The 19,000-nt window shown below is 69.7% G+C and carries 21 protein-coding genes; 9 read left to right on the forward strand and 12 right to left on the reverse strand.

Annotation, left to right across the window (positions count from 1 at the left end; all coding sequences use genetic code 11):
• Nucleotides 1–7 precede the first annotated feature (7 nt).
• A complete protein-coding gene (locus tag L1066_RS03705) occupies nucleotides 8–1,372 on the reverse strand; it encodes a bifunctional adenosylcobinamide kinase/adenosylcobinamide-phosphate guanylyltransferase (protein WP_235735033.1) in 1,365 nt (454 codons plus the stop codon).
• Between the two features lie 95 nt (nucleotides 1,373–1,467).
• Between L1066_RS03705 and L1066_RS03710 the strand changes: the two genes are divergently transcribed.
• Genes L1066_RS03710 through L1066_RS03730 form a run of 5 tightly spaced genes read left to right on the forward strand, consistent with a single transcriptional unit; the run spans nucleotide 1,468 to nucleotide 4,329 of the window.
• Nucleotides 1,468–1,722 carry a hypothetical protein gene (locus tag L1066_RS03710; RefSeq protein ID WP_235735034.1) on the forward strand — a complete coding sequence of 85 codons (255 nt, stop codon included), beginning with the start codon at nucleotides 1,468–1,470 and terminating at the stop codon, nucleotides 1,720–1,722.
• 15 nt (nucleotides 1,723–1,737) lie between these two features.
• Nucleotides 1,738–2,547, forward strand: coding sequence for a thymidylate synthase (locus L1066_RS03715; RefSeq protein WP_235735035.1), 810 nt, complete (start codon nucleotides 1,738–1,740; stop codon nucleotides 2,545–2,547).
• Entirely contained in the window at nucleotides 2,544–3,017 is a 474-nt protein-coding gene (locus L1066_RS03720; protein ID WP_235735036.1) for a dihydrofolate reductase, read from the forward strand. Before L1066_RS03715 ends, L1066_RS03720 begins: the two co-directional genes overlap by 4 nt.
• Complete coding sequence (locus tag L1066_RS03725; protein WP_235735037.1) at nucleotides 3,002–3,364, forward strand: GntR family transcriptional regulator; 363 nt, start codon at nucleotides 3,002–3,004, stop codon at nucleotides 3,362–3,364. Before L1066_RS03720 ends, L1066_RS03725 begins: the two co-directional genes overlap by 16 nt.
• A gap of 38 nt (nucleotides 3,365–3,402) precedes the next feature.
• Nucleotides 3,403–4,329: an LLM class F420-dependent oxidoreductase gene (locus tag L1066_RS03730; protein ID WP_235735038.1), complete on the forward strand. Its 927-nt coding sequence runs from the start codon at nucleotides 3,403–3,405 to the stop codon at nucleotides 4,327–4,329.
• A gap of 19 nt (nucleotides 4,330–4,348) precedes the next feature.
• On the opposite strand, the gene L1066_RS03735 is transcribed toward L1066_RS03730, so the two are convergent.
• Nucleotides 4,349–4,816 (reverse strand): hypothetical protein, encoded by a 468-nt coding sequence (locus L1066_RS03735; protein WP_235735039.1) that lies wholly within the window; start codon nucleotides 4,814–4,816, stop codon nucleotides 4,349–4,351.
• A 145-nt stretch (nucleotides 4,817–4,961) separates the two neighbouring features.
• Here L1066_RS03735 and dapA point away from each other — a divergent pair, with 145 nt between their 5' ends.
• A complete protein-coding gene (dapA, locus tag L1066_RS03740; protein ID WP_235735040.1) occupies nucleotides 4,962–5,864 on the forward strand; it encodes a 4-hydroxy-tetrahydrodipicolinate synthase in 903 nt (300 codons plus the stop codon).
• A 27-nt stretch (nucleotides 5,865–5,891) separates the two neighbouring features.
• A complete protein-coding gene (locus L1066_RS03745; protein WP_235735041.1) occupies nucleotides 5,892–7,574 on the forward strand; it encodes a ribonuclease J in 1,683 nt (560 codons plus the stop codon).
• An 88-nt stretch (nucleotides 7,575–7,662) separates the two neighbouring features.
• On the opposite strand, the gene L1066_RS03750 is transcribed toward L1066_RS03745, so the two are convergent.
• The 10 genes from L1066_RS03750 to L1066_RS03795 form a co-directional block, all read right to left on the reverse strand.
• Nucleotides 7,663–8,994, reverse strand: a complete 1,332-nt coding sequence (locus L1066_RS03750; protein WP_235735042.1) for a hypothetical protein — start codon at nucleotides 8,992–8,994, stop codon at nucleotides 7,663–7,665.
• A gap of 128 nt (nucleotides 8,995–9,122) precedes the next feature.
• Nucleotides 9,123–9,815, reverse strand: a complete 693-nt coding sequence (locus tag L1066_RS03755) for a response regulator (protein WP_235735043.1) — start codon at nucleotides 9,813–9,815, stop codon at nucleotides 9,123–9,125.
• A complete protein-coding gene (locus L1066_RS03760) occupies nucleotides 9,812–10,522 on the reverse strand; it encodes a sensor histidine kinase (RefSeq protein ID WP_312006974.1) in 711 nt (236 codons plus the stop codon). Before L1066_RS03760 ends, L1066_RS03755 begins: the two co-directional genes overlap by 4 nt.
• 134 nt (nucleotides 10,523–10,656) lie before the next feature.
• Complete coding sequence (locus tag L1066_RS03765) at nucleotides 10,657–11,652, reverse strand: hypothetical protein (RefSeq protein WP_235735044.1); 996 nt, start codon at nucleotides 11,650–11,652, stop codon at nucleotides 10,657–10,659.
• 53 nt (nucleotides 11,653–11,705) lie between these two features.
• A complete protein-coding gene (locus L1066_RS03770) occupies nucleotides 11,706–12,305 on the reverse strand; it encodes an ATP-binding cassette domain-containing protein (RefSeq protein ID WP_235735045.1) in 600 nt (199 codons plus the stop codon).
• Nucleotides 12,306–12,375: 70 nt separating this feature from the next.
• Nucleotides 12,376–12,774, reverse strand: coding sequence for a hypothetical protein (locus L1066_RS03775; protein WP_235735046.1), 399 nt, complete (start codon nucleotides 12,772–12,774; stop codon nucleotides 12,376–12,378).
• A 130-nt stretch (nucleotides 12,775–12,904) separates the two neighbouring features.
• Nucleotides 12,905–13,171 (reverse strand): hypothetical protein, encoded by a 267-nt coding sequence (locus L1066_RS03780; protein ID WP_235735047.1) that lies wholly within the window; start codon nucleotides 13,169–13,171, stop codon nucleotides 12,905–12,907.
• Nucleotides 13,171–15,102, reverse strand: a complete 1,932-nt coding sequence (gene cydD / locus L1066_RS03785) for a thiol reductant ABC exporter subunit CydD (protein ID WP_235735048.1) — start codon at nucleotides 15,100–15,102, stop codon at nucleotides 13,171–13,173. The genes L1066_RS03780 and cydD overlap by 1 nt, the downstream gene beginning before the upstream one ends.
• Nucleotides 15,099–16,109: a cytochrome d ubiquinol oxidase subunit II gene (gene cydB, locus L1066_RS03790; RefSeq protein ID WP_235735049.1), complete on the reverse strand. Its 1,011-nt coding sequence runs from the start codon at nucleotides 16,107–16,109 to the stop codon at nucleotides 15,099–15,101. The genes cydD and cydB overlap by 4 nt, the downstream gene beginning before the upstream one ends.
• A gap of 29 nt (nucleotides 16,110–16,138) precedes the next feature.
• A complete protein-coding gene (locus L1066_RS03795; protein WP_235735050.1) occupies nucleotides 16,139–17,629 on the reverse strand; it encodes a cytochrome ubiquinol oxidase subunit I in 1,491 nt (496 codons plus the stop codon).
• Between the two features lie 85 nt (nucleotides 17,630–17,714).
• On the opposite strand from L1066_RS03795, the gene L1066_RS03800 reads away from it, so the two are divergent.
• Both L1066_RS03800 and L1066_RS03805 read left to right on the forward strand, forming a co-directional pair.
• Complete coding sequence (locus L1066_RS03800; protein WP_235735051.1) at nucleotides 17,715–18,098, forward strand: BlaI/MecI/CopY family transcriptional regulator; 384 nt, start codon at nucleotides 17,715–17,717, stop codon at nucleotides 18,096–18,098.
• 8 nt (nucleotides 18,099–18,106) lie between these two features.
• The gene (locus L1066_RS03805; RefSeq protein WP_235735052.1) at nucleotides 18,107–18,970 is read left to right on the forward strand and encodes a M56 family metallopeptidase; all 864 of its coding nucleotides are present in this window, start codon (nucleotides 18,107–18,109) and stop codon (nucleotides 18,968–18,970) included.
• Nucleotides 18,971–19,000 lie beyond the last annotated feature (30 nt).

Raw genomic sequence — 19,000 nt, forward strand, 5'->3', positions numbered from 1 at the left:
AGCGCGCTCACAGTGCCACCACCCGGCCGGCCACGACGAGCCGCACGTCTTCGCTGACCGCGGCGATCGCTGCGTTGAGCCGGCCCATCTCGTCGCGGAACCGGCGAGTGCCCGCCCCGTCCGGCACGACGCCCTGGCCGACCTCGTTGGAGACCGCGACGACGCGCCGCGTCGTGGTCTGCCAGGCCTTGACGAGCGCGGTGATCTCTTCGCCGACGGCCTTCTGGGCGTTCGCCTCCCAGGTCTCGTCGTCCCAGGCGTCGTGGCGGTCCATCACCCGGGTCAGCCACAGGGTCAGGCAGTCGACGAGCAGGGGAGCTCCGTCGTCCTGCAGGAGCCCGACCAGGTCCAGGGTCTCCAACGTCTGCCAGTGGTCCGGCCGTTGCGCCACGTGTCGGGCCACGCGCTCCTGCCACTCGACATCGGGCCCCGGCGGATAGGAAGTGGCCACATAGGTGACGTCGGCGACGCCTGCCAGGATCCGCTCGGCCTCCCTCGACTTGCCTGACCGGGCACCGCCGATCACCAAGGTGCGCAGGGTGCCCCGCCGCTCCGGTGCTGCAGCCCCGGTCAGCACCTCCGCCCCGTCCGGGAGTACGTCGACTCCCCAGTCAGCGAGCCGACGCGTCAACTCCGGGGTGGGCGGGTTGTGGTGCGAGAGATGCGTGGCGACCACGCGTGTGCCCGCGACGACCGCGCCCACGGCGCGGAGGCGGCGTACCTGTTCGGGGAAGGTGGTGAGGTCCAGGTGGCGGGTGCCGTGGTCGTGCTTGTCCCCGAAGGACTCCTCGAGCACCACCGCGTCGAAGGCGGCGTCGCGGACCGCACCGACCGTCGCCTCCGGGAGCGGGCCGGTGTCGGTGGCGTAGAGCACTCGACCGGAAGGGCCCGAGACGTCGAAGAGCACGGCGTCCGGCTCGTCCTCGACGCCGAGTCCGGTGGCGTGGTCGGCCGCGAGCACCCGCACCCGGTGGGCGCCGTGGGTGAAGGAGTCCCCGGGACGCACCGGCACGAAGTCGACTCCGCTGTCGGGGAGCACCCACTGGGCGGCGGTCCGCACCACGTCGGGAGGACCGGCCACGGTGAGGGGAGCAGCACTGCTCCAGGAGCGATACATCAACGTGGCGGGCGAGAAGTGGTCGCTGTGCTGGTGCGTGAAGAGCACCAAGGACACGTCGGCGAGCGAGATCCCGAGCCGTTCGGCCGCCAAGGGCGTGCTGGGAGCGCAGTCGAGCAGCACGCTGTCGTCAAGCAGTGCCGCTGACTGTGCCCGCACCCGGCCCGCGGCGCGCTCGGTGGTGCACGACGAGCAGGTGCAGAAGGCAGCGGGCCAGCCGTCGGCGGCACCGGTCCCGAGCAGGCGAAGAGTCACGGGCGACAGACTACGGACCCCGCGCCGACCGCTGGCTCCGCGCCGTGCGGCGGCGCCGCCACCGCGTTGGCGGCGCGCTGATCTAGGCTGGGCGCATGCTGCCCGACCAGCCGCCAACGTTCCGTGACTCACCCGCTTCCGACCAGCCGTGGCGTTGGCGCCTGCTCGACGCGAGCGGCGCAGAGGTTGCGGTCTCCGGCGACCTCGCCGATCAGGCCTTCCCGAGCCAGTCGGACGCCGAGTCGTGGTTGGGTGAGTTCTTCCCCGACCTCGCCGACGCGGGGGTCGACCAGGTGACGCTGCTCGAGGCCGACCGCGAGGTCTACGGCCCGATGTCCCTGAGCGCCTGACGGAGCACGGGAGAGATGCAGCAGTACCTCGACCTGGTCCAGCAGATCCTCGATGAGGGTGTCGACAAGGGTGACCGCACCGGCACCGGGACCCGCAGTGTCTTCGGCCACCAGATGCGCTTCGACCTGCGCAAGGGTTTCCCCCTGGTCACCACGAAGAAGATCCACACCCGCTCGGTCTTCGCGGAGCTGCTGTGGTTCCTGCGCGGCGACACCAACGTGCGTTGGCTGCAGGAGCGTGGTGTCTCGATCTGGGACGAGTGGGCAGACGAGGACGGCGATCTCGGCCCGGTCTACGGCTACCAGTGGCGTTCCTGGCCCACGCCCGACGGCCGGAGCATCGACCAGATCAAGGGCCTCGTCGACGGCATCCGCACCAACCCCGACTCGCGCCGCCACATCGTGTCGGCGTGGAACGTGGCCGACGTCGACGACATGGCGCTGCCGCCGTGCCACACGATGTTCCAGTTCTACGTGCGCCCCGTCGAGGACGGCCCGGCCGAGCTCAGCTGCCAGCTCTACCAGCGCAGTGCCGACGTGTTCCTGGGGGTGCCGTTCAACATCGCTTCCTATGCTCTCCTGACCCACATGGTCGCCCAGGTGACCGGCCTGGCGGTCGGCGACTTCGTGCACACGATGGGCGACGCCCACCTCTACAGCAACCACCTCGAGCAGGCGCAGCTCCAGCTCACCCGAGACCCGCGCCCGTTGCCCACCCTCTGGCTCGACCCGTCGGTGACCGAGATCGATGCCTTCGACCTGCCACACATCGAGGTGCGCGACTACGACCCGCACCCCGGCATCAAGGCGCCGATCGCGGTATGACGCTCACCTTGATCGCTGCCCACGCCCGGGGCCGGGTGATCGGCAACGGGCCCGACATCCCGTGGCACAGTCGCGAGGACTTCGCGCACTTCAAGGCAACGACCCTCGGACACACCCTCGTCATGGGGCGGCTCACCCACGAGTCCATCGGCCGTCCGTTGCCCGGCCGGCGGACCATCGTGATCACCCGCAACCCGGACTGGGCCGCTGACGGTGTCGACGTCGCGCACTCACTCGACGAAGCCCTGGCCCTGGCCGAGGGATCCGAGGTGTTCGTGGCCGGCGGCGCGCAGATCTATGCCCTCGCGCTGCCACGCGCCACCCACCAAGTGCTCACCGAGATGCACATCGAGGTGGAGGGCGATGCCTTCTACCCGGCCTTCGACGAGGCCGAATGGGTCGAGACGAGGCGCGAGTCCCGCAGGGATCTCGACCCGCCGCTCGACTGGGTCTGGTGGGCCCGACGGTGAAGATCGTCATCGACGTCCATGCCGCAGAGGCGCCGTACGAGCAGGTGAAGTTGCAGATCGTCGCCGCGGTGGATGCCGGTGTCCTGGCGCCGGGCGACAAGCTGCCACCGGTCCGTACCCTGGCCACTGAGCTCGGCCTTGCCGCCAACACCGTCGCGCGCGCCTACAAGGAACTGGAATCCACCGGGGTCGTCGCGACTCGTGGTCGGGCCGGGACCGTCGTGCTGGGCCCCGGACGGGAGAGAGCCGTCCGCGAGGCGGCGGCCGGCTTCGTGTCGCGCATGCGGGAACTCGGCGTGAGCGACGCGGAGGCCGTCGAGCTCGTACGTCGGACCCAAGGTTCCTGACCTTCATCGTCTTGCCAGCCAGTGGCAGGGTGGGCCCCATGGAACTGCGCATCTTCACCGAGCCCCAACAGGGGGCGACCTACGACGACCTCCTCCGCGTCGCCCTCGCCGCCGAAGACCTCGGTTTCGGGGCCTTCTTCCGCTCCGACCACTATCTGGGGATGGGCACCGAGGGCCTGCCCGGTCCCTCGGACGCATGGACCACCCTGGCTGGCCTGGCCCGCGACACCAGCACGATCCGCCTCGGCACGATGATGACGTCTGCCACCTTCCGGCATCCCGGCGTGCTGGCCATCCAGGTCGCCAACGTCGATCAGATGAGCGGGGGCCGCATCGAGCTCGGCATCGGTGCTGGCTGGTTCGAGGCCGAGCACACGCAGTACGGCATCCCGTTTCCGGCCACCGCGGACCGTTTCGACCGCTTCGAGGAGCAGTTGGCGGTCATCACCGGGCTCTGGACGACGCCGTTGGGGGAGCGCTACGACTTCGCGGGTGAGCACTACCAGCTCACGGACTCGCTCGCGCTTCCCAAGCCCACCCAGGACCCGCACCCGCCGGTGCTCATCGGAGGACTCGGCAAGCGCCGTACGCCGGCCCTCGCTGCCCGCCATGCCGACGAGTTCAACCTGCCGTTCGTCTCGCTCGAGACCACACGTGACCAGTTCGCCCGGGTGCGCGCGGCGTGCGACGCCGTGGGCCGCAACCCCGATGACCTCACGTGGTCCAACGCGTTGGTCGTCTGCGTAGGAAGGGACGAGGCCGAGATCGCCCGTCGGGCCGGCCGGATCGGGCGTGAGTCCGACGAACTGCGTGAGAACGGGCTCGCTGGCACGCCGGACGAGGTGATCGCCAAGATCAAGCAGTACGGCGAGGTTGGTGCCGAGCGCATCTACCTGCAGGTGCTCGATCTCGAGGACCTCGACCAGCTGCAGCTCATCGCCGACGAGGTCATGCCGCACGTCTGAACGGCATGACCGTGGCGGGTCAGATCCAGCCCGGGTCGCGCAGGGCTGCTGCGGCCTCCTGCCGCGACACGCGCGAACGCGACGACGTCCGGCAGCGCCCGGCCACCTCGACCAGTGGCTGGGCGTCGCCCTGCGGCTGCTCCACCACCACCAGCTGGTTGCCGTCATCGAACGTGAGTCTGAGACCGATGGACGCGTCTCCTCGAGGTGAGTCGATGTCGAGGAGGACGGCGGTCACGGCCCCGTAAGGGGCGCCACGCACGCCACCGCGGAGACGTTCGACCACGAGCCCGCCGTCGAACGTGTGCAGCATCAGGTGTGCGGCCTTGCGTCGACGAGCTCCGCCGAGGGTGGCGAGGAGGCCGCTTCGGGCCTGCTCCGAGCCGAGGCTCGTGCGCACCTGGGTGCTGCGCTCCCAGAAGCCGAGTCCGGCCCCGAGCGCGAGCTCGTAGGCTCGGTGCGTCACGTCGCCGCATGTGTCGGCCATCACACCTCCCAGTGGACGGCGGTCAGGCTAGTTGGGGCAGGCAAGCTCTGTCGAGGGCTGCCCCCGCGTGGTGGCCGCGTCCTCGCAGACCGAGCTGGGCGAGCCCATCCGCATCGGGCCCGGCGGAGAGGGATAACCTCATGCCATGACCTCCGCTGCTCCGCAGGCCCCGCTCGGCACCGTGCTGACCGCGATGGCCACCGCGTTCAACGACGACGGTTCCGTCGACTTCGTGGGCACTGCCCGCATTGCCCAGCACCTCGTGGCCCACGGGCACGACGGACTGGTCGTCTCCGGAACCACCGGTGAGTCGCCCACCACCAGCATCGAGGAGGACGGCGAGATCCTCGCCGCCGTGCGCAAGGCTGTCGGTCCCGACACCAAACTCGTCGCCGGCGTGGGCACCAACACGACCGTGCACTCTGTCGAGTTGGCCAAGCAGGCCCAGGAGCGCGGCGCCGACGGCGTACTCCTGGTGACGCCCTACTACAACAAGCCCTCGCAGAAGGGCCTGCTGCACCACTTCGAGCAGGTCGTCGCCGCCAGCGACCTGCCGGTGATGCTCTACGACGTGCCCAGCCGCACTGGCACGACCATCGCCTTCGACACCTACCGGGTCGCAGCGCAATGGGACCAGGTCGTCGCGGTCAAGGACGCCGTCGGTGACTTCGTCCGTGGCCTGAGGATCTCCGAGGAGCTCGGGCTGGCCGTCTATTCCGGTGACGACGGCAACAACCTCGGCTGGCTCGCGCATGGTGCCGTCGGCTTCGTCTCCGTCGCCGGCCATGCCGCTGGCGACCAACTGCGAGCCATGCACGACGCCTGGTTCGCGGGTGATGCGGCCGGGGCCCGACAGATCTTCTCGCGGATGCTCCCCGCGATCGACGCCATCATGGGCGTCCCCAACTACGGAGCCACGACCGCCAAGGCAACCCTGCAGTTGCTGGGAGTGATCGACAACCGGTTCGTGCGAAGCCCGCTCGTCCCGCTCGACGACGACGAGGTCGTGGCCCTCCGGGCCGGGCTCTCGGCGTCCGGCCTCCTGTGAGGGGCCCCATCCGATCAAAGGAGATCGATGAGCCATCCGCATCCTGAACTGAGCGAACCCAGCGCGCTGCCGAGTGGGGGTCTGCGGATCACCGCGCTCGGCGGCCTCGGCGAGGTCGGCCGCAACATGACCGTCTTCGAGTACGACGACCGTCTCCTGATCGTCGACTGCGGGGTGCTCTTCCCCGAGGACCACCACCCGGGCGTCGACCTGATCCTTCCCGACTTCACGTCGATCCGTGATCGGCTCGACAAGGTCGAGGCGCTCGTGCTCACCCACGGTCACGAGGACCACATCGGCGCCACTCCCTACCTGCTGCGTGAGCGTCAGGACATCCCGCTGGTGGGCTCCGAGCTCACTTTGGCGCTGCTCGGCTCCAAGCTGCGAGAGCACCGGCTCCGCGAGACCGTGCACCACGTGGTCAAGGAGGGCGAGCGGATCCAGTTCGGTCCCTTCGACCTCGAGTTCGTCGCGGTCAACCACTCCATCCCCGATGCGCTCGCCGTCGCGATCCGCACCGGCGCCGGCATGGTGCTCCACACCGGCGACTTCAAGATGGACCAGCTGCCGCTCGACGGGCGCATCACCGACCTGCGTGCGTTCGCCCGCCTCGGTGAGGAGGGCGTCGATCTCTTCATGACCGACTCCACCAACGCCGAGGTGCCGGGTTTCACTACAGCCGAGAAGTCGATCTCCCCGGTGCTCGACCGGGTCTTCCACGAGAGCAACCAACGCATCATCGTGGCCTGTTTCGCCTCGCACGTGCATCGCGTGCAGCAGGTGCTCGACGCCGCGGTCACCCACAACCGCAAGGTGGCCTGGGTGGGCCGGTCGATGGTGCGCAACATGGGCGTGGCCCGTGACCTCGGCTACCTGCAGGTGCCTCCGGGGGTCGTCGTCGACGCCAAGGCGCTCGCCGACCTGCCACCCGAGCGTCAGGTGCTCATCTCCACCGGTTCACAAGGCGAGCCTCTCTCCGCCCTGAGCCGCATCGCCCAGCGCAGCCACAACTTCGTGCACATCGAGGAGGGCGACACCGTCGTGCTCGCCTCCTCGCTGATCCCTGGCAACGAGAACGCCGTCTACCGGGTGATCAACGGCTTGGCGCGCTGGGGTGCCAAGGTGGTCCACAAGGGCAACGCGCTCGTCCACGTCAGTGGCCACGCCAGCGCCGGTGAGCTGCTCTACTGCTACAACATCGTCAAGCCGCGCAACGTGCTGCCCGTGCACGGCGAGATCCGTCACATGCAGGCCAACGCCGAGCTGGCTCGCCAAACCGGCGTCGAGAACGTCGTGATCGCCGAGGACGGCGTGGTCGTCGACCTCATCGACGGCAAGGCCGAGATCGTCGGCAAGGTCGAGTGCGGCTATGTCTTCGTCGACGGCCAGTCGGTCGGCGACATCACCGAGGCGTCGCTCAAGGACCGCCGCATCCTGGGCGAGGAGGGCTTCATCTCCGTCATCGCCGTGGTCGACACCAGCGCCGGCAAGGTCGGCGAGCTCGAGATCCATGCGCGTGGCTTCGCCGAGGGCGACCAGACCTTCGCCGCCATCCGTGAGCCGATCCTCGACGTACTCCAGCGGGCGCTCGACGAGGGCGTCAGCGACACCCACCAGCTGCAACAGCAGATGCGCCGGGTCATCGGTCGCTGGGTCTCCAACACCCACCGCCGACGCCCGATGATCGTGCCCGTGGTGATCGAGGTCTGACCTCCCACCCCGGATAGTCCCGGACGAACTTGTTCCTCGCAGTGTCGAATGAGGACAAGTTCGTCCGGGACTATCGCGATTTCAGCCTTCAGCGGATCAACTTGGCGTTGTTCTTGATCTTCACGGCCTTGGTGGTGATGACCAGCGGGTGGTGGCCGGGGCGGGTGATGGTGATGCGGGCCTTGAGCCTCTTCTTGCGGTCGGCCTTCTTGATCTGGTGGGCCTTCTTGGTGGACTTCTTGAGCGCCTTGCCGTTGCGGAGCCACTGGTAGGTGATCTTCGCGTCCGGTGCCGCTGCCCGCTTCAGGATCTTCTTGGGGCCGAGGGCGACCTTGACCTTCTTCTTCACCTTGTCCTTGCCCTTGAGGGCGACCTTCTTGCCCGTCCACACCGGCTTCGGTGCGAGCTGGACCTTGCCGACCGCCACGGTCGCCGTGCCGGACGGATGGCCGTCGCGCTGGGCGTTCACCCGGACGCTGACGGTGGTGCCGACGTCCTTCACACCCGGCTGGTACGTCGCCGCGGTGGCTCCGGCGATCGGCTGTCCGTCGCGCAGCCACTGGCGGTCGATGCTGGTCGGGGTGGGTGCCCAGGCTCCGTCGTCGACGGTGAGGGTCTCGCCGTAGACCGGGTTGCCGGTGACACTGGGAGCGGTGCTGGCGGTGACGGCGTCACCGGGGAGCACGGTGGCCGTCGTCGGCGTCCTCGTCGCAGCGAGGTGACCGGCCAGGACGGTGCTGACCTCGACCCGCAATTGCTTGCCCTGGTCGGCGCCGGTCGGTGTGTAGTCACGGCCGGTGCCGCGGTGGGTGCCGTCATCATCGCCCCCGTGCCAGCGCCAGACGTACTCGAACGAGTCCGGTGTGGGACTCCAGACGCCGGGGTTGGCCCGAAGGGTGACGCCGACCTTGGGGGTGCCGGTGACCGTGGGGGCCGACGACGGGACCGGGGCACTGCCCTGGGTCGCGGCGGCGGTGTCATCGGAGAACTCGTCCTTCACACACGCTGGGTCCGACCCGAGGCCACGGACCCAGAGACGAACAGGTTTGCCGATGTCGTCGGCCTTGACGGTGTAGGACAACGTGCGGTTGGAGACGTAGCTGGCGAAGCTCTGGGTGCTGCCGACGCCGCTGGTGCCGACGTACCAGCGGACCTTCATGCTCGAGGCATTGCTCCAGACGCCGGTCCGGGCGGTGACGGTGTCGCCGACCTTGGGTTGAGCCGGGCTCACCGGGGCCTCGATCCACGGATCGGTGGTGGCATTGATGGTGGGACAGTTGGGTCCGCCGGGGCCGGGGAGCTCCGGGTCATCACAGCCGTGGCACGGACGCGCGGTGGCGCTGGGTGCGGTGAGCAGTGCAGCGACGACGGTGGTCGCCACGAGGGTGGTGGTGGTTCGCATCAGGGTGCGCAAACCCATGGGAAGGACTCCTCCGGTCGAGAGATGGACTCGCCCCGGAGAGCTGGTCATCAGCGACCGCGGGGCGGGCCGATGAGTCTAGAAATTGTTACTGGCCGTTCACATCGCCCGAAGGTCGCGAATCTGGATCAACCTTCGGATGACGGACGCGGGTGCGGAGGAGTGGGGGCCTCGAGGTGCAGCCCGGACTGGAAACCGAGCACGACGGCCTGCACCCGGTCGCGCACCTCGAGCTTGCCGAGCAGCCGGGTCACGTAGGTCTTGACGGTCGCCTCGCTCAGGTGGAGGCGTCGCGAGATCTCCGCGTTGCTGAGGCCCTCGCTGAGGGCACGCCAGACCTCGAGCTCGCGCTGGCTGAGCCGGCCGAGCAAGTGGGCCAGGGCTGCCTGTGGGGAGTCGGGTCGTTGGAGGTAGGCGTCGACAAGCCGCTCCCCGACGGGCCGCGAGAAGACCAGCCTGCCGGCATGTGCGTCGCGCACCGCTGCGGTGATCTCCTCCGGCGGGCTGGTCTTGAGCAGGAAGCCGTCGGCACCGGCGCGGAGGGCACCGGTGACGTAGTCGTCGAGGTCGTAGAGGGTGAGCATGAGAACGGCGGCGCGCAGCTTGCGCTGTCGGATGTGGTGGAGCCCGCTGAGTCCGTCGTGGGTGGGCATCTCGACGTCCATGAGCACCACGTCGACGTCGTGGTGAGCGGCCAGATCGGCCGCTTCGAGCCCGTTCGCGGCCTCTGCGGTCACCGAGATGTCGTGCTCCGCCTCGAGCACGGCGCGGATGCCGTTGCGTACGAGAGGGTGGTCGTCCGCCACCACCACGCTGATCATGAGCGACTCCGAGATGAGGGTAGTTCGAAGCGGGCCGTCACCCGAAAACCTTTACCCCGGGAGACAGCGGTGAAGTGGCCCAGATTGGCCACCACGCGTTCGCGCAGCCCGGCCAGCCCCATTTCGCCGCTTGATGTGGAAGATACCGCTTTGGTGGCACCGGTGTCCTCCACTTCGACCAAGAACTGTCTGCGATGGGTGAGCACGCGCACCTCGACCTCGCCTCCCGGGGCATGGCGTGAGGCATTGGTGAGCGCCTCCTGGACGACGCGGTAGCAGGTGACGGCGAGTTCCGGCGGCACGAGCAGCGGTGGGTTGATCGTGGCCTTCACCCTCATCCCGCAGGCGCGCCACTGCTGCACCAGGGCCACCAACTCGGTCCTCAGCGTGTCGACCCCCGGCAGGTCGGACGCGCCCAGTCCCGGTAGCAGGGGGTTGCTGGCCTCCTTCGCCTGCTCACCAGCCTGCTTGGCGGTGGCCAGGGCTGCCAGGGCCAGCTGCGGGTCGGTACGCAGCTGGGCCTCGGCAGCGCTGACCTGGAGCAGCATCACGCCCACTGCGTGGCTCGTCGCGTCGTGCAGGTCGCGGGCGATGCGCAACCGCTCCTGACGGACGGCCTCGGCAGTGGCCTCCTCCAGCGCAGTGCGCAGCAGCTGGCTGCGCGCTCGGGCACGGATCAGCATGCGATCGGGTTCATACCAGGCCATGCCCGAGGCGAGGGAGATCACGAGGACGACGCCGATGAAGGCGGCACCGTCGGCACCGAAGCGGCTACCGAGCGCCAGAGAGACCGCTGCGAGGGCGGCGATCACCGCAATGCGGCGGCGGCCACCGAGCGTGCTCAGGACCCAACAGACAGCCGCATCGCCAGCCGCGATGAGGAGCAGCGACTCGGGGTCCTGGGGCGGGACCAGCGCCAAGGGGATCGCTGCGATGGTGAGGATCGAACCGGCGACCAGCGGCGCCGTACGGCGGAGCGCGAGCGCCGTGACCACGCCCGCGTAGGCGAGTGGCAGCCCATGGTTGCCCGCCCAGCCGTCGACCCGCCACAGGCCCAGGAGTGCGAAGGCCGCAGCGACAGCAGCCAGGGCCAGGTCGAAGCGCAGCGGGTTCGGGGAGGTGGCGCGGAGCCGAGCGTGGGTGCAGGCTCGGCACGGAGGATCACGAGGAGGTTGCGCAGCTCCTCGACGGTACGGGCGCCGCGCTCCCGGACGCGGCGGACGGCAGCCAGGTCCGGAGCGTGATCGCTCAAGATGGCGTCGATCGCCGTGACCATGTCGTGGACGGCGACGCGGAGGTTGCGAGCGGCGCCGTCGGCCACCCGGCGCCGCTCGTCGGCTGTTCGCGGGTGGGCCAGGGCGCGGGGATCGGTGTGGGCAAGTTCCTCGGCCTCCTCGATCGCGCGCGCGGCGGCGATCGCGCGGTGCCGGACGAGTCGTCCGAAGAGCCATACGGAGCCGAAGACGAACGTGCTGACGACGAGCTTGCGCAGGGTGAAGCCGTCGCGCAGGGATGCGGACCCGGCGACGAGGGCGACGCCCAGGATGCCGACCCACACGGAGATGGCGTAGCGGCCAGCCCAACCGAGCACGACGAGGCAGCCCACGAAGAGCTCGAGCTCGCCGTAGCTCAGACCGATGAGCACGGCAAAGGCGCCGGTCGCTCCCAGCACCAGCACGCCGAGCAGCGGCCGGCGCAGGCCCACCGCCACGGCCGCCATGAGCATCGGGACGATCAGCAGGTTGGGGCCGGAACGGTCCTCGAGGAAGACGAGCGCCCAGACCCCTGAGTTGAGCGCGGGAACCAGCGATGCGCCCAGCCGGGAGAAAATTCCCATGGGAGGTGCTTACACCTGATCAGCCCCGTGCGTCAGAGGTTTGCCGGATCGAGTCACAACGTGACGACCTCGTCCATCCGATCGAGCGCGATGCCGTCGTGGGTGATCCACACGAGTGGGCGCGCAGGATCTGTGTCGAGGAGGGTGTCCGCCACGGCGCGGGCGGTCTCGGGATCCAGATGGGCCGTGGGCTCGTCGACGACCAGCACCGGAGTGTCGGCCAGGACCGCACGAGCGATGCCCAGCCGCGCCCGCTCTCCGCCGGAGACTGCGGCCGCACCGTCGCCGATGTGGGTGTGCATGCCGTCGGGAAGGTCAGCGACCCACGCATCCAGCTGGGCCGCCTCGAGCGCCCGCCACACGTCGGCGTCGCTCGCTTCTGGCCGGGCCAGGCGCACGTTCTCCAGCACGCTGGAGGCGAAGACGTGCGGGTCGTCGGCAAGGTGGCCGACCGTCGCGCGGACGTCGTCGAGACGCAGGTCGCGGCTGCGCGTGTCACCGAGGGTGTGCGAGCCGGTGTCGGTGTCGAGGTGGCGCACCAGCACGGCGGCGAGTGTCGACTTGCCGCTGCCCGAGGGACCGACGACACCGATGCGGCTGCCGGGGCCGATCGCCACGTCGGGCAGGTCGATCGCAGGGTGCTGGGCTCCCAACGCGCCGTGGCACCGGCGAGGCGTACGTCGCCAGCGTGCCCCGGCAGCGGAGCCGGGCGTACGGGGTCGCTCACCGCGGGGGCGGTCGAGGCCAAGGCGTCGATCCGTGCGCGGGCGGCGCGGACCCAGGTGGCGAGGGCGCCAGCATCTGCCAACGGCGTGATGACATCGGCCAGCGCGAGGGGAGCAGCAGCGCCAGGGCTGCCATCGGGGCGCGGAGCTCTCCGCCCGCGAGTGGCCCGGCCAGCAGGGCAGCCGTGCCCACGACTCCGATGACGGCGACCGTGCCGGCGACCGCTCGAGCTGTCGCGACGGCTCGAGCTGCGGCGACGGAGGCCTGAGCGATTCCCCGGTCGGCTGCGGCCACCGCCTCGAGTCTCTCGCGGTCCCGCTGCCACAGCACCAGTTGCCGGGCGTCCGTCACCAGGTCGTGCACGTTGCGTGACACCTCACCGCGTCCGGTGACCACGTCGGCCTCGTGACGATGCCCCCGACTCGCCCCACGACGTACGCCAGAGCGCCTCCGAGAAGCGAGACCGCGGCCACGACGGGAGCGGTGATCGGCAGGATCCATGCGGCCACGGCCGTGGCGATCGCCGTCACGCCGAGCCAGACGAGGAGGGCAGGCGGACCCGAAGCAACTCGTCGACCAGCGCGTCGACGTCGTCGACGACCGCAGCGAGGGCGTCGCCGCGTCGCCCGAGTCGGGCGGGCGCCAGGGGCACGAGGTCGGCATAGACCTGGGCGCGACGATCGGCCAGCAGCGACAGGGCCACGTCGTGGGACACGAGGCGCTCCAGCCAGCGCAGGACCGGTCGAGCCAGGCCGAACGTGCGGACGCCGACGATCGCGACCGTCAGCACCATCACGGGGGCTGCTCGGCACTGCGTGCGATCAACCAGCCGGCGGTGGCGGTGAGCGCGATGCCGGAGGCGGCAGCGAGGGTGCCCAGCAGGACCGCGAGCGCCCAGCGCCACCGCGACGTCGCGAGAATCGGGCCGCGAGGTCGCGCTCCTGGGGCGTCGAGGTCGCGCTCCTGGGGCGCCGAGGTCGCCCTTCTGGGGCGTCGAGAGAGCGTCTCTTGTTGTGCTGCGCGATGGCTGGTGCCGCGCTGTGGCGGCGTTCGGCGACCCGGCAGCCGCACCACGTGATCGGCGGCCACGGCCACGGCCGGACGGTGGGCAACGACCAGCACCGTGCGGTCGCGGCCGAGGGCGGCGATGGCGTCCAGCAGGAGTGACTCGCTGGTGTCGTCCAGGTGGGCCGAGGGCTCGTCGAGCAGCACGATCGGGCGATCCGTCAGGAGTACCCGCGCCATCGCGAGCCGGGCACGTTGTCCCGCCGAGAGGCCGGCGCCGTCTTCGCCGAGCGTGGTCTCGAGCCCCTCCGGGAGCGCCCGTACGGCGTCACGCAGCCCGACCCTGTCGAGTGCGGTCAGGAGCTCCTCATCGGTGGCCCGGGCCGCCCCGATGCGGAGGTTGTCGGCGATGGTGTCGGGCGTGAGCCACGGGCGCTGAGGGAGGTGGGCGACTTGTCGCAGCCAAAGATCGCGGTCGAGCCCGGACAGGTCGTGGCCGTCGACCAGGATCCGCCCGGTGACGAGCGGAAGCTCACCGAGCAGGGCTTGGAGCAGGGTGGTCTTGCCCGCGCCGGAGGGCCCGACGAGCGCCGTCACACCGGGCCCCGGGATCGTGAGATCGAGGTGTTCCTGCACGGGGGAGCGGTCGGGCCAGCCGAGTGAGACGTCGATGAACTCCAGGGTGGGCGCGGTCGGGCGGCAGGGCGCCGCATCCGGAGCAGCGGAGGCGCAGGAGCCGTCACCTCGGCTCCCCACTCGTGCAACTTCGATGCGCGACTTGAGGAGGGCGTTGACCTCGGTGAAGGCAGCCGTGCCCTCGGCGGCGGCGTGGAACTCGGCGCCGACACGGCGCAGTGGCCAGTAGGCCTCGGGCGCGAGGAGCAGGACCGTCAGTGCCGTCTGGAGCTCGATGTGGCCGGCTGCGAGTCGGAGGCCGACGCAGACCGCGACCAGGGCCACCGAGATCGTGGCGATCAGCTCCAGCACGGCAGACGAGGCGAAGGCGACTCGCAAGGTCGCCCGGGAGGCGAGGCGGTAGCGCTCGGTGACCTCCCGGATCTTGCCGACCTGGGGCCGGGCGCGGCGATGGGCGACCAATGTCGGGAGCCCCTTGACGACGTCGAGGAAGTGGCTGGCGAGCTGGCTGAGCGTCCGCCACTCCTGGTCCGCCTTCTCCTGGGTGGCCATCCCGATCAGCACGGCGAAGACCGGCACCAGGGGCAGGGTGCACAGCACGATCAGGGCGCTCCACAGATCCTGGGTGGCGATCGCGATGACGGTGGCGACCGGCAGCAGCACTCCGAGCACCAGGGCGGGCAGGTAGCGCGTGACGTAGGGCTCGACAGCGGTGACGCCGCGCGTCGCCAGGGCGGTGACCGAGCCGGTGCTCCGGCTGGACAGGTCGGTTGCCGGGAGGTCGAGGGCATGTTGCAGCACCCGCTGCCGGAGATCCGCGCCGACCCTGCTGGCGGCGCGGGCCGAGGCCGCTTCCACGAGCCACGCGACGGCGTACCGGACGAGGCTCAGGGCGACCAACCAGGCCCCCGGCGTCTGCCAGCCACCGGCGGGGTCATCCAGGAGACCCGCCACGAGAGCACCGACCGCGAAGGCCTGGCCGACGACCAGCAGGGCCACGACGGTGTTGCCGACGAGCACCGTGCCGAGTGGTCGGGCGGCGGGCTTCAGCAGGGGCAGGACCTGCGGGTCGACGGGCTTCACTTGGCCAGTGCCTCGGTGGGGATGTGGTGCGTGCCGATCCGCTTGCGGAAGACCCAGTAGCTCCAGGCCTGGTAGCCGATCACCATCGGCGTGAACGCCAACGCCACCCAACTCATCACCTTCAGGGTGTAGGCCGTGGCCGATGCGTTGACCACCGTCAACGAGTTCGCCGCGTCGGTGCTCGAGGGCATCACGTCGGGGAACAGGGCCAGGAAGAGTCCGCCGACCGCGAGGCCGATGGCCACGAAGGTGCCGGTGAACGCCCAGCCCTCGCGTGCCTTCGACGCCGCGCTCAGGGCCAGCAGGAGCAGGACAGCGGCGCCGGTGAACGCTGCCAGGGAGCGAGCGTTGCCGGTCTCCGCCTGGGTCCACAGGCAGAAGACGACGGCCGCTGCCGCTGCGGCGAGTCCGGTACGGATGCCCAGGACACGGGCACGGATCCGGATGTCGCCCACCGTCTTGAGCGCCACGTAGAAGGCGCCGTGGGTGAGGAAGAGGAGCAGGGTCACCACACCGCCGAGCAGCCCGTGCGGGTTGAGCAGCGTGAACACCGTGCCGGTGAACTCGAAGTCCGCATCGATCGGTACGCCGCGCACGATGTTGGCGAACGCCACGCCCCACAGGAAGGCCGGCACGAGTGAGCCCCAGAAGATGGCCTTGTCCCAGTTCGCCTTCCACGCAGCCTCATCGCGCTTGTGCCGGTACTCGAAGGCGAGTCCGCGCAGGATCAGGGCGACGAGGATCAGCAGCAGCGGCAGGTAGAAGCCGCTGAACAACGTCGCGTACCACTCGGGGAACGCGGCGAAGGTCGCCCCGCCAGCGACCAGCAGCCAGACCTCGTTGCCGTCCCAGACGGGACCGATCGTGTTGATCATGACCCGGCGTTCGGTCTCGTTGCGGGAGAGCACCGGGAGGAGCATCCCGACGCCGAAGTCGAAGCCCTCGAGGGTGAAGTAGCCGATCCACAGGACGGCGATCAGGATGAACCAGACAGTGGTGAGTTCCATGGCATTCCTTTCGGTGAGCGCCGTCGAGATCAGTAGGCGAAGGTCATCGGTTCGTCGTCGGCGGGCGCCGCCAGCGACGGGTCCGGGGGCTCCACGAAGGGTTCAGGCCCCTTGCGGATGTAGCGCGCCAGCAGGCCGAACTCGACCACGGCCAGCGCTGCGTAGAGGAGGGTGAGCACGGTCAGTGAGGTCAGCGCCTCAGCGACCGAGACGCTTGGCGACACCGCGTTCTCGACGGTCATGAGGCCGTAGACGACCCAGGGCTGACGTCCCATCTCGGTGAAGATCCATCCGAAGGAGCTGGCCAGCACGGTCGCCACCGGCACCATGAGCGCGAAGCGGCCCCACCACACGCTCTTCGGCCGGCGACCGCCTCGGGTCACCCACAGGATCAGCGCCGCACCGAAGGCGGCCGCCATGCCGAGGCCCATCATGAAGCGGAAGCTCCAGTAGGTCACCGGGACGACCGGCACGTAGTCGTCGGCGTGGAAGTAGGTTGCACCCGGGTCGGTGCCGTAGGTCTCGGCATACTTCTCGCGGAGCGGGTTGATCCCCTCCACCTTGCCGTCGAAGGTGCCGGTGCCGAGGAACGACAGCAGGCAGGGCACGGTGACGGCGAACTTCTCCTCCTTGCCGTCGGGCGTGCCGATGGTGAAGACCGAGAACGGGGCGCAACTGTCCGACGTCTCGTAGAGGCCTTCGGCGGCCGCCATCTTCATCGGCTGTACGTCGGTCATCACCTTGCCCTGGAGGTCACCGGAGATGGTCACGCCCAGACCAGCGACCAGGGTCACGACGGCGCCGATGCGGATCGCCTTGCGGTAGAGGCTGGCGTCCTCGGCAGCGAGCTCGGCGTCCTCGGTGCCCTCGACCAACGAAGCGGCCTGCTTGCGGCGACGCAGGTAGAGCCACGCGGAGACCCCCAGCACGAACGCGCCGCCGGTCATGTAGGCCGCGGTGATCACGTGCGGGAAGGCAACGAGCTGCACGTCGTTGAACATCACTGCCCAGAAGTCGGTGAGCTCGGCGCGGCCGGTCTCGGGGTTGTAGGTGTGACCGACGGGATGTTGCATCCACGAGTTCGCGGCGAGGATGAACCACGACGAGATGAGCGTTCCGATGTGGACGATCCACATGCAGCCGGCGTGGAGCGCCCGCGGCAGCTTGTCCCAGCCGAAGATCCACAGGCCGAGGAAGGTCGACTCGAGGAAGAACGCGAGCAGGCCCTCGATGGCCAGCGGCGCGCCGAACACGTCTCCGACGAAGCGGGAGTAGTCCGACCAGTTCATGCCGAACTGGAACTCCTGCACGATGCCGGTGACGACGCCGATCGCGAAGTTGATCAGCAGCAACTTGCCGAAGAACTTCGTCAGGCGGAGATAGGCCGGATCCTTCTTGACCACCCAGATCGTCTCGAAGGTGGCCACGACCGCTGTGAGGCCGATCGTCAATGGGACGAAGAGGAAGTGGTAGACGGTGATGATGCCGAACTGCCACCGTGCGATGTCGAGGACTTCCATGGGTTTCCCTCCGGGCTCGCTACTACGCCGCGTAGTAATTACTACCGATCGTAGTACGTAGAGATTCGTAGGTACACTTGACCCCATGGCAAGGACGCGTACGAACATCGGTGACCTCGAGCGCTCGGTGATGGAGGTGCTCTGGGCCACGCCCGACGGCGGCTCGCGGACGGTGCGCGAGGTGCATGCCGAACTGGCCGAGCAGCGCGACATCGCCTACACGACCGTGATGACGGTGATGGATCGTCTCGCGCGCAAGGAGATGGTCAACCAGGAACGCGACGGACGCGCCTATCGCTACAGTCCGCGCGGAACTCGGGGCGAGATGACCGCCGACCTCATGCGCGACACCCTCGACGAGTTCTCCAGTCACGACCGGCAGACGGCACTCGCGGCCTTCGTCGAGGATGCCTCTGCCGAGGACGTCAAGGCGCTGCGTGAAGCGCTGGCCCGCCTCGACGGGGCCTGACTGCAGCCATGACGCCCCTCGTGCTCGCCGTGATCGCGGTGTTGCTGGCCGGCCCAGTGCCGGCAGGGCTCGCACGCCTGTCGTGGGTCCGGCGTACGCCGATCGCCGCGCTGGTGCTGTGGCAGAGCGTCGCGGCCGCCGCGGTGCTCGCCGCACTCGGGGCCGGTCTCTCCCTGGTCACCCACCACGCCTGGCGGGGTACGTCGGAGCTCACCCAGTGGGCGGTCGCGGCGGCCTCGTTGGGGCTCACCGTGCTGGTGGCCGCCCGGCTCCTGCTCAGTGCCCACCGGGTCGGCACGTCGCTGCGTGCGATCCGCAGGCGCCACAGCGACCAGCTCGACCTCGTGGCCCGTGCCGGCGGCCGGGTGCACATCATCGAGCACGAGGTGCCGGTGGCCTACTGCATCCCCGGCTTCGGGCACCAGCGGATCGTGGTCAGTGAGGGCGCCCGGGGAGTGCTGAGCCCCGAGGAGCTCGACGCGGTGCTCGAGCACGAACGCGCCCACCTGCGGGCTCGCCACGACCTGGTGCTGGAGGCGTTCAGCGCATTGCGTGAGGCATTCCCGCGCTGGGTCTCCAGCGATGCGGCGCTGCGGGAGGTGCGATTGCTGGTGGAGGTGCTGGCGGACCGCGTCGCCGTCCGCGTCAGTGGCCGTCACGCGCTCGGACGAGCGCTGGTCCAGCTCGCCGAGGGCCGCGCCCCCGAAGCGGCGCTGGGTGCAGGTGGCAACGGGCTGCTCACCCGGGTCGAGCTGCTCGCCGACACCCGGGCCCGTCCGGTCCAGGCGGCAGGGCTCGTCACCCTCGCCGTCGGCGTGCTGGTGCTGCCCACGGCCTTCGTCGTCGTGCCTTGGCTGACCGCCCTGTTCTGACCCGCGAACCGGAGGTCGCACGCGAGGAAT

This window comes from Nocardioides alcanivorans (assembly GCF_021555175.1).
GTDB lineage: Bacteria > Actinomycetota > Actinomycetes > Propionibacteriales > Nocardioidaceae > Nocardioides > Nocardioides alcanivorans.